The 10,360-nt window shown below is 66.9% G+C and carries 9 protein-coding genes; 3 read left to right on the top strand and 6 right to left on the bottom strand.

The window, feature by feature from the left end; genetic code table 11:
• The 6 genes from ACFW48_RS06140 to phnD form a co-directional block, all read right to left on the bottom strand.
• Entirely contained in the window at positions 1–654 is a 654-nt protein-coding gene (locus ACFW48_RS06140) for a molecular chaperone (RefSeq protein ID WP_386310880.1), read from the bottom strand.
• Positions 651–3,203, bottom strand: a complete 2,553-nt coding sequence (locus ACFW48_RS06135; RefSeq protein ID WP_386310879.1) for a molybdopterin-dependent oxidoreductase — start codon at positions 3,201–3,203, stop codon at positions 651–653. The genes ACFW48_RS06140 and ACFW48_RS06135 overlap by 4 nt, the downstream gene beginning before the upstream one ends.
• Positions 3,204–3,246: 43 nt before the next feature.
• Positions 3,247–4,143, bottom strand: a complete 897-nt coding sequence (gene nrfD / locus ACFW48_RS06130; protein ID WP_386310878.1) for an NrfD/PsrC family molybdoenzyme membrane anchor subunit — start codon at positions 4,141–4,143, stop codon at positions 3,247–3,249.
• Positions 4,144–4,145: 2 nt separating this feature from the next.
• Entirely contained in the window at positions 4,146–4,757 is a 612-nt protein-coding gene (locus tag ACFW48_RS06125) for a 4Fe-4S dicluster domain-containing protein (RefSeq protein ID WP_386310876.1), read from the bottom strand.
• A 109-nt stretch (positions 4,758–4,866) separates the two neighbouring features.
• On the bottom strand, positions 4,867–5,862 hold the full coding sequence (gene egtD, locus ACFW48_RS06120; RefSeq protein ID WP_386310875.1) for an L-histidine N(alpha)-methyltransferase: 996 nt from the start codon (positions 5,860–5,862) through the stop codon (positions 4,867–4,869).
• A gap of 160 nt (positions 5,863–6,022) precedes the next feature.
• A complete protein-coding gene (gene phnD, locus ACFW48_RS06115; protein ID WP_386311123.1) occupies positions 6,023–6,916 on the bottom strand; it encodes a phosphate/phosphite/phosphonate ABC transporter substrate-binding protein in 894 nt (297 codons plus the stop codon).
• Positions 6,917–7,436: 520 nt separating this feature from the next.
• Here phnD and ACFW48_RS06110 point away from each other — a divergent pair.
• From ACFW48_RS06110 to ACFW48_RS06100, 3 genes are all read left to right on the top strand, one after another.
• On the top strand, positions 7,437–8,183 hold the full coding sequence (locus tag ACFW48_RS06110) for an ATP-binding cassette domain-containing protein (protein WP_386310874.1): 747 nt from the start codon (positions 7,437–7,439) through the stop codon (positions 8,181–8,183).
• Positions 8,174–9,052, top strand: a complete 879-nt coding sequence (phnE, locus tag ACFW48_RS06105) for a phosphonate ABC transporter, permease protein PhnE (protein ID WP_386310872.1) — start codon at positions 8,174–8,176, stop codon at positions 9,050–9,052. The genes ACFW48_RS06110 and phnE overlap by 10 nt, the downstream gene beginning before the upstream one ends.
• Positions 9,053–9,191: 139 nt before the next feature.
• Positions 9,192–10,256 carry a UbiA family prenyltransferase gene (locus ACFW48_RS06100; RefSeq protein ID WP_386310871.1) on the top strand — a complete coding sequence of 355 codons (1,065 nt, stop codon included), beginning with the start codon at positions 9,192–9,194 and terminating at the stop codon, positions 10,254–10,256.
• Positions 10,257–10,360: the final 104 nt, after the last annotated feature.

Raw genomic sequence — 10,360 nt, 5'->3', positions numbered from 1 at the left:
TCAAGGAGCTACGTAGGACGGCGCGGCGGCCGGCCAGTCCGCGGCTTCTTCCAGCACCTTGCGTGCCAGGTGGGCAACGGTCGTGTAGGGGGCGCATCGGGCGGCGTTCTCCAAACGGCCCAGGTAGTCGCAAGCCCAAGGCAGGATGTGCCGATGGAGCAGATCGTGGGCGGCCGCCCAGGACTCGGCGCGGGCCTGCTCGCCGGTCACGGCGCCGGCCGCCATCTGCAGCAAATGAGCCAGCACCGCCAGCTCCACCGCGAGATGGTCCTTGTCGAGGATGGCGTCCTGAGCGTGCAGAGCCGCCCGCAGGGCGTGTCTGCTCATGAACGCCTCGATGTCGTGCGCCGCGCGCCCGCCCGCCTTGATCTCCCCGAGCTGTTCGGAGGCGTACGGCGGGCAGACCGGTCGGGGACCGACGAACAGCCTGCAGAACTCCACGGCCAGTTCCTCGAGCGCCTCGGTCTCGGTGCGCAGGGCCAGGACCGGGTCGGTCAGCGGGGCGTCACCGGGATCCATGCGCCGGTCCGACTCCTGCATCTGCCGGTACAATGGGGCGTCGATCTCCCGGCAGAGAACTCTCACCGCCAATTGGAGCACGGCGGTGTACACCCTCACGTGCTCGGCGCTCACAGCCAGTGCCGGCTTCATCATCGCTCGATCCTCCGGATCCGTACGACGGTGTCGTGGTAGGCCTGGCCACCGGTGATCGGGTCGGGATAGACCGGGAGCAGGTCGTTCTGCGGAACGCTGATGGCTCCCTCCCACCACAACCGGTCGAGGTCCGCGTCCGCGATCTTCGCGAAGCCCGGGTTGTCCTGCTGGTCCTTTCCATTGGTGGCGTAGGCGCCGCCCACCTCGCGGCCGGCGTTGTGCGCGATAGCCACCACGAGGGGATGGACCCCTTCGGTCAGCCGGACTCTGGTCTGCAGGGTGGCGACCTTGCTGCCGTCGCCACGCGGGACTTCCGCGTCCTCGGGCCGGAAGCTCTCCACCTCGATCCAGTCGCCGTCGCGAATGCCGAGTCTCTCCGCCGAACGGCGGTTGATCAGGGCGGGGTTGGTGTGCGAGATCTCCTGGAGCCATTTGGACTGCATGGTCCGATGCGCGTTGTGCACGTTGATCTTGAAACTGGTCATGACGAAGTGGTCGTCAGGGAAGTCGCGTTGATGGCTGGGAATGGGCTCGTAGACCGGTAGCGGTTCGATCCTGCGGTCGACTTCTCTGCCCTTGTCGACGATGAAGTCGCTACGTATCTCGACCTTCCGGGACGGGGTGAGGAATCCTCTGCGGGCGACTCCTTCGACCATGATGCCGATGGCCTCGGGAGCGCCGTCTTCGTCAGTCCCCTTGTAGAGGATGCCCGTTCTCGGGTCCTCTCGGGCACCCTCGAGTTCCTCGGGGGTGAGCCGTTTCATGTGCGGCTCGTAGAGGGGCTTCTTCGTCGGGTCCAGCCAGATGCCCTTGGCCCGCATCGTGGCGAAGCCGCCCGGGATCGGCTTGAAGTACTCCTCGAAGTAGCTCTCGACGGTCTTCCACGGGAAGTACTTCTCCATCCCTCCCCCGATACGACGGGCAAGTTCCGGGAAGATCTCGCGGATGTCCTTGGACTCGCCGCGGGGCGGCACCACAGGCTGACGCAGACCGACGTAGTCGACCAGCCCCTGGGGTGGCCGGGCGTCGATGTCCCATCGTTCGAGGTAGGTGGCCCACGGCAGAATGATGTCCGCCAGACGCCCGGTGTCGGAGTACATCACATCGATGCAGACGTGAAAGGGGATGAGTTCTTCGTCCGCCAGGACGGAGCGGACGAGCCGGGATTCCGGGAACGACCACGCGGTGTCGGCGTTGTAGGTCATCAGGGCGGAGATCTTCTGTCTGCGCTCCTTGATCCAGGGATAGACGATCTGACCCACCTTCATCTTCTTGCCCTTGAAGGCGTTGGCCAGCGGCCAGTCCTTGGCCTCGGCGATGACGCTCCTGGCCGTGGGCTTGTCCGGTACGGGCCCCGGCTCAGGCAGCAGGTCCTTGTCCCACGCGGACTTGGGATGCCAGCACCAACCACCCGGCTTGCCCATATTCCCGACCAGGGCGTTGAGCATGGTGATGGCCCGGTCGTTGTAGTAGCCGTTGCGATGCGACTGCGAACCGCGGTTGCAGATCGTGGTGCATTGGGGAGCCGCAGCGGCGAATTCCCGGGCGATCCGTCTGATGTCCGCGGCCGGCACCCCGCTCTCCCGCTCCGCGAACTCGGGTGTGTAGCCGCTGACGTGCTCGGCGATCTTCTCAGCCGGAGGGTTCGACCATGTGTCCAGCCACTTGCGGTCCCACAGGCCCTCGCTGCAGATGACATGCGCCATGGCCAGCGCGATCAGCCCGTCGGTACCGGGCTTGACACAGAACCATTCGTCCGACAGAGCGGCCGTGTTGGACAGTCGAGTCTCGAAGGTTACGAGCTTCGCGCCCTTCTGCCGGGCCCGCATCATGCGGATGGCCACGGGGATATGGCCTTGGTGGGCCTCGGCCCAGTTCGCCCCGAAGTTCAGGACGAACCGGCTGTTCTCGAAGTCGCCGAGGTCCCAGTCCGATTCGCCGATTGTGGTGGCGATCGCCGCTCGGCGATTCGACGAGCACAGGGCACGATGGTTGAAGTGGGAGGGGGTTCCATAAGCGTTCAGGAACCGGGCCACGATGTCGGTGGACCGGTTGCGTCCCTGCTGGAAGGCGAACTCCTCGGGTTTCCCTCGCTCGCGGATCTCCCTCAGCCGATCGCCGATCTCGGCGTACGCCTCGTCCCAGGTAATCCGCCGCCACTTGCCCGAGCCGCGTTCGCCGACTCGCCGCAGCGGATACAGCAGCCGATAGGGGTCGTAGAGGACCGACGGTCCCGCGACTCCCTTGGCGCAGACGGCGCCCTGACTGTTGGGGTCCTCAAAGTTGCCGGTGACCTTCAGCAGCCGTCCGTCTGCGACATGCCCGATGATGCCGCAGGCTGTCGTGCACATCTGGCACATGGAGGCGACGGTGCGCACCTTCCGCTCGTCAGCCGCGGGGACCGCTGCCGAGCCCGGCTCACGAATGATCGCCACTGCCCCGAGTCCCCCCAGGGCCAGGCCGGCCGCCGCGCTCAGCCGCAGCAAGTCCCGCCGGTCCAGTTCCCAGCAAGCCTCATCAGGCGTGGACGATGTGTCCGATGTCTCCATGTCGGCGGACCCTGTTTCGGTTGTCACGATGTCCCCCCGTGGTTCAGGCCGTAAAAACGAGAAAGCGCGCGAGGCAGGAGCCGACCAGGACAGCGACGGCGCCGAGCATTCGGGCCACCCGCCTACGTCGCGCCAGGAGCAGCACCAGGACCGGCACGGCGAGGCCGATGCCGAGGACACCGCCGTAGAACAGGAGCATCCAATCTCCGCGCAGGACGGCATCGAGTGACTCACGTGCCGGTCCAACGGGTTCCGACACCGCGGTGAACACCATCGCCGCGCCGAAGGTCATCAGGAGCAGGAGCATCACGCTCCGGCGTCCGGCGTCCTGGTTGCCCTGCGGTTCGATGCCCGTGGCGATGAGCTCGACGACGGCGTAGCCCATCAGCAGTGACGTGACGAGGAACAGCAGAGCGGAGCCGCTCGTACCGGCCAGCGGGGAGACCCACGTGCGTGCCAGCACGGCCACCGGGTAGATCGCCAGCGCGATACTGCTGGCCACCAGCAGCCACGTCACCGCGCGTTCCAGCTGCCGAGTCGCACCTCGTGCCGGAAGCGGCGCGGCGGCACCCGCGGAGGCAGCGCGCCTGCGCGACAGCATGTAAAGAGCCACACCCAGAAGGAAGACCTTCAAGGCGATGATCTTCGCGCCGAGCGAGATCGGGGAGTTCCAGTTGCCGAACTCCGTGAGCATCAGGGTGAACCGTTCGGGCCGGCCGAGGTCGATCGTCAGCAGCGTCCCGGCGGCGGCGAGCAGGCCGAGGCTTGCCCAGCCCGCCCGCCAGTCCAACGTCAGCGCCGCGGTCGGACAACGCTGGCGGTGCCACCACACCGCCAGCGTGAGCCCGCTGGGCACACCGATCATCGCGAAGTACACCGCGAGCAGCCCTCCCCAGGGGGAGTCCGCCATCGGCGCCACCTGTGCCAGCTGCGTCGGCATTCTCACCGTCCCTCGAGGTCCGCACCCGAGTCGACCTGGACTCCGTCGACCGCGATCAGCGGCAGTGCCCGGCGCGGGTCCACGTAGAACACCTTGGGGCGCGTGTTCGCCTCGGGCTTCCACACGTCCAGCTCGTGCTGCCGGGCCTTGACGGAGATCTCGCTGTCCGGGTCGTCCAGATCACCGAAGATCCGGCAGCCGGTCGGGCAGGCCTCCACACAGGCCGGCTGGCCGCCCTGCGACGTGCGATGCTCACAGAAGGTGCACTTGCTCGCGGTCTTGGTCTGAGGATCCTCGTAAATGGCGTCGTACGGGCATGCCGCCATGCAGAAGCGGTTGAGGTTGCAGTCGCCTTCCTCGATCACCACCTCGCCGTTCGGCTTGCGGGTGATCGCGTCCGTCGGGCAGGCGTTGAGGCAGGGCGCGTCCTCGCACTGGTTGCACAGCACCGGGATGAAGTGACGCGTCGCCTTCGGATACTCGCCTTCCTCGACATACTTGACGGTGTCCCGGAACACCCCCAGCGGGACGTCGAACTCGTTCTTGCAGGCCACCGAACACGCGTGACAGCCGATACAGGTGTTCAGATCGATGATCATTCCGAAACGGGCCACAGGGGGCTCCTCCAGGCCAACGCGCAGGACGGACCAGACGAACTACTCTACTTGTCTAGAACTTTTTGGATGATAGGACCTCTCGGGCGATCGCGACAGCCCTTTCCGATCACAACAGAGCGGAACTCGCGCGCCGGACGGGGCGGGCGAGACAGAGTGCGTAGTCGCCGTCCGGATCCACCCACCAATGCGCGAGCTCGAGCCCCGCTGCGGCCAACTCCCGCTGCACACCGGGACGTCGGAACTTCGAAGAGATCTCGGTACGCATCTCCTCGCCGACCGCGAACGAGACCTCCAGGCCCAGGTCCCGCAGGACGACGGTCTGATCGCAGGTGGAACGCAGACGCATCTCGATGCGTTCGTGCACGTCGTCCCATACTGCGACGTGGCGGAACTTCGCGGGATCGAAGTCGGCGCCCAGCCCGCGGTTGAGGACGGACAGCAGGTTCAGATTGAAGGCCGCCGTCACGCCCCGGACGTCGTCATACGCCCTCACCAGCCGCGAGCGGTCCTTCACCAGGTCGACCCCCAACAGCAGCGAGTCGTCAGGACCCATGATCCTTCTCAGTCCACCCAGGAACCGTGCCCGCTCCTGGGGCGCCATGTTGCCGATCGTGCTGCCCAAAAACGCGATCAGGCACCGTTCCCCGTGCGGAAGCAGGGCCAGATGCCGATCATGGTCGGCCGCCACAGCATGAATTCGGAGCTCGGAATAATCAGCAGCGATCTTCGCCGCCGAGTCCAGAAGAAATTCCCGGCTCACGTCCACCGGCACGTACGACTGAAGTGTTCCCTCACAGATGAGCGCGTCCAGAAGCGTGCGCGTCTTGTCTCCGGATCCGGCCCCCAACTCCATCAGGGTGACAGCTCCAGAGGATTTCGCTATGTCTTCCGCGTACTTGGTGAGGATCGCTCGTTCACGTCGCGTCGGGTAGTACTCGTCCAGCCTGGTGATCTCGTCGAACAGTTCGCTCCCCTTTTCGTCATAGAACCACTTGGGAGGAACTTCCTTGGGCATTCCGGACAGTCCGCACGCGACATCACTGCGCAGCGCCTGCTCCATATCGGCCGGCGTGACGAGGCATTCGGTCTCAAAGATAGGCACAATTCCGCCTTCCCTGCAGGTAAGTCGCACGTGGCACGGCGCGGCGGGAGCCGCCCCGTGCGGTTGCGGGGCGGGCGCCGGGGCTACGGCGCACGTCGCCCGGGCGCCGGAACGGACCGCGGCCCGGACTGGCGCGGCCGGCCCAGTCGACCGGCCGTGTCTAGCCCGTGACCAGTCCGAGCCTCTCCGCGCCCGCTCGGACGTCCGCATAGTCGGCGGAGGTGACCGCCGCGTACTTGCGGGCCCTCATCAGGTCGAGGAGCTCGGGGTCGGACACCGACTCGAAGGCCGCCCGGATCTCCCCTATGGCCTTCTCGCCCAGGGCGCCGCGCGCGACCCAGGGGTAGCCCATGACACGCCGGGACTCCACGACGCGCAGCGCCCCCTCGGTCACCGAACCGTCCGCCTCCAGCCGGCGCAGGATGCGAAGTTCGAGTCCGCCGGCGTCGGCGCTGCCGCTCGCGACCGCCTGGGCCACGGCGTCGTGCCCACCGGCGAAGGTGACCTTCGACAGCGGAGCACACGAGGTCAGGGACCGATCGTCGCAGTCGGCGCCGGCGTCGACGAGCATCATCCGGGGGTAAAGGCTGCCCGAGGTCGAGCTGATGTCGCCGAAGGCGAAGGACGCCTCGCTGTCGAGCAAGTCCTTGACGGACCGGGCATCGGAGTCCTGCTTGACGACGATGGCCGACTCGTACTCCCGGGTGCCGGTGTCCTTGTCCACCTCCGTCACCAGCGGGGTGAGGTCCACCTGCCGTTCCGCCTGCACGTAGGTGAGCCCGCCCAAGTAGGCGATGTCCACGTGCTTCGAGGCCAGGGCCTCGACGACGCCGGCGTAGTCACTCGCGACGAACAGCTCGACCTTGACGTCCAGCCGGTCGGAAAGGTAGCCGGCGAACGGTTCGTACTGGGCTTTCTGCTTGTCCGGGGAGACATTGGGAATGATCCCCACACGGAGGGTCTTCGGTACTCCCATTGCGTTCTTCGGCGCATCGTCGGCCGATGAACAGGCACTCAGCGTTGCGGAAATGAGCAGGACGAGGAGCCCCGCCATGAGTCGCTTCATCGTTCGTCTCCGCTTTCAAGGCGGAACCCAAACGGGATGTTACTGGCAGCTCAAAGGAGGGCAAACGCCGAATGGCGCACCCCCCAAGGACCAGGCGATTCTTGCCCCCGTTACGGATCCCTTCACATGGATTGGATCTCCCTAGCCAGCGGCTGGAGCCTAGCAGTGGGTTCAGGCCGCGAGAAGACCGTGTTTTGATCAACTTTTGGGTTACACGGCAGATACAGTGCCGCCGTCGACCGACCCCATCTCGGAGTCAGCAATTCCGTTTTCCGCCCCACCTGAGCATGTCTACCCGCGTCCCAAAGCTCCTTTACTCTCGTTATCTTTAGATGATAGGTTCCAGCCCTCCCTGGTCAGCACCCGCACAGCGATCTGCCCGCACCCACAGAGGGACAGGGATGAGCACTCCTGTACAGCGGCTGCTTCAGCCTGCTCGCACTGCCTCGACCGCTGATCGGTGCGGTCGTCCGGATTCTGCCGACGCGCCCATGGAGGCTTGAGCCACGTGGACATCGTGCTGCGCAACATCGTCATCGAATTCGATCAACCCAGAACCCGCGTCCTGGACGATGTCGACCTCGTCATCGAGGAAGGCGAGCGGGTAGCCCTGCTCGGGCCCTCCGGGTCCGGCAAGACCAGCCTGCTGCGGTTATTTCTCGGCGCCGTCCGCCCCGCCGCCGGCGACGTGCGCCTTGGCGGGCGGAATCCTTTCGGCACAGTGGACGAAGTCTCCTGGCTGCGTCGGCGCACCGGATGCGTCCGGCAGCGTGACGACCTGGTATCCGGGATCAGTGGACGCACCAACGCGCTGATGGCGACGACTCCCGCATGGCGGCTCGGTGACTGGCTGTCCGTCATGAGGGGCAGAACGCCCAGACGGTACAACGAGGATCTGGCGACGCTGGCCGAACGCTACGGCATCACCTCCTGCCTCACCTCACAGGTGAAGAACCTCTCCGGCGGGCAGCGGCAGCGAGTGGCCTTGGTGAGGGCACTGATGAACCACCCGTCCCTCCTGCTCGCCGACGAACCGACCTCCGGGCTGGACCCCAGAAACACGTCGATCGTGATCGACGGCATCCTCGAAGGCTCTCGCACCGTAGTGATGGCGACCCATGACCTCGCCGTGGCCAATCGCTTGGACCGTGTCGTCGCCCTGCGCGAAGGGCGTGTCACCTACGACGGCCCGCCTCCCGGCCAGGACGTTCTCGACCGGATCTACGCCGCCGCCGAGGAACCCGCATGCGCCTGAACCTTCACGTACTCACCAGCCCTCCGCCACCCCGTCCCCCGAGTGACCGGAAGACGGACCTCCACCCGGAGCTCTCCTCCGAGGAGCGGCCCCCGGGCAGACGCCTTCTGCGCTGGGCACTTGTCGCCGCCACCGTGCTCGTCATCGCCTGGTCGGTGCACGGCACCGACGTCGGAGTGAGTTCGCTCGTCGCGGGCCGGGAGGGGGCCGGCCGGCTGCTGAACGGTCTCTTTCCTCCCGACTTCAGCGCCGATCTGCTGTCGGCGGTTCTGACAGCAACGCTGGAGACACTTCAGATCTCGATCACCGCGCTCTGCCTGGGCGCCGTGATGGGTCTGCCCCTCGCCGCGCTCATCGCGGGCAATGTCGGGGCTCCGCGCTGGTGCGTCAGCGGCGCGCGTGTCGTGGCCGCGTTCCTGCGGGGCGTACCCGAACTGCTGTGGGCGCTGCTGTTCGTGGCGACGGTCGGTCTCGGGCCGGCCGCCGGCGTGTACGCGGTGGCGCTGCACGCCGCGGGGCTGCTCGCCAAGCTGTGTTCGGAGCAGATGGAGGCGGTCGACCCCGCGCCCGTGGAGGCCATGCGCCTGACCGGCGCCTCTCGAACTGCCACCATGCTGCTCGCGATCCTTCCGCAGAGCCGCAGCGGGATCATCTCGCTGCTGCTCTACCAGTGGGAGTGCAACATCCGCAGCTCGACCGTGGTCGGATTCGTCGGTGCGGGCGGCATCGGACAGGCCCTCGGAATCTCGCTCTCGCTGTTCCGCTACGAGGAACTCGCCACGCTGCTCATCGCCGTGCTGCTCCTGATCCTGGTTGTCGACCGCATCTCCCGGCTGCTGCGCAAGCCCCTTGGGGCCGCGACGCGTTGAGCCCGCGGCCACACCCACCTCATCGCTTCGCCCCGGCTCCTCGCGCCGTTCCGGGCGCCGCACACGGCGGCACCGGCCCGAACGAACGGCCAGGCGGCCTTCCCGACTGCTCGGTCCTGGTAGAGAAGGGCACCAACGCATGACACAGGCGAACCCACCCCTCCGGTCGAACAGCGTGCGCGGTGGCCCGCCCGCCGGACGGTTCGGTCTCAAGGAGCGGCTTCTCGCCCACATCGAGATCTGGCGACTCGATCTGTTCTCCTACGCGGGTCTCGTGGGCGTGGCAGGCGCGTTGTTCGGTTCGGACGACCCTGCCCTGTGGCGGATCGTCGGTGCCTGGCTGGCGCCCACCTTCGGCTGGCTCGCCGCGATGTACGGGGGCGACTACTTCGACCGCGACCTCGACGCGACCTCCAAGCCCCAGCGTCCCGTGCCGTCGGGGCGGGTGACCGCGCGCGGCGCGTTCCTCGGCATGGTGATCAACGTGCTGCTCGGGCTGGTCGTCGCCGCGGTCCTCAACCCCCTGAACGTCGTCGTCGTCTTCGTCACGCTGGGGCTCGGTGTCGCCTACAACGCCAGCCTCAAGTCCCACGGCGTGCTGGGGAACGTCAGCCGTGGGGGCGTGACCGCGATGGCCTTCGTGATGGGCACCCTGGCCACCGGCCCGGATCTGCAACCTGAGCTTCTGCCGCTGGCTCTGATCTTCTGGCTCCACGACTCGGGGTCCAATGTCGTGGGCGCGATCTGCGACCGCGAGGGCGACCGCGCCGGCGGGTACGGGACATTCCCCGTACGCCACGGGGACACAGCTTCGCTGTGGCTGATGCTGAGCTTCGACGTGGCGTGGGTGAGCCTGGCGATCTGGTATCCACTGACCCTCGACGACGTCTTCTCCCCCACGTACGCGGGCTTCCTCGCCGTCGCCGTGGTCATGGCGGTGGTCTCCGCGGGCATGCTCTTCCGCAGTCCGCGTCCCATACCCCGCCTGGTCGGCCTGCGCGCGCACGAGGTCCTGGTCATCGAGCGGCTGGTCCTGACCTCGGGCCTGGTGGCCACGGTGACGTCCGCCGTCGTCGGAGTGCTGCTGTTCCTGCCTTCGGCGGCCGCGGCCCTGGTCGCGTCCGTGGCCATCATGCGCAGGAGCTACGAACCCTCCCGGCACGGCTGGCGCAAGAAGGCCGGCGGCCACTCCCGGGTTCTCTGATCGACCAAAGGCGAGGGCGCGGTGGGCGTGACCGCCCCCGCCCCCCCGCCGTTACATAATCTAAACCTTTACGTAATTCACCGGGGCGAGGGAAAACCCTTGGA

Origin of the sequence: Streptomyces sp. NPDC058812, from assembly GCF_042744565.1 — a bacterium.
Taxonomy (GTDB): Bacteria; Actinomycetota; Actinomycetes; order Streptomycetales; family Streptomycetaceae; genus Streptomyces; species Streptomyces thinghirensis.
This window is presented reverse-complemented; position numbering and strand designations above follow the sequence as displayed.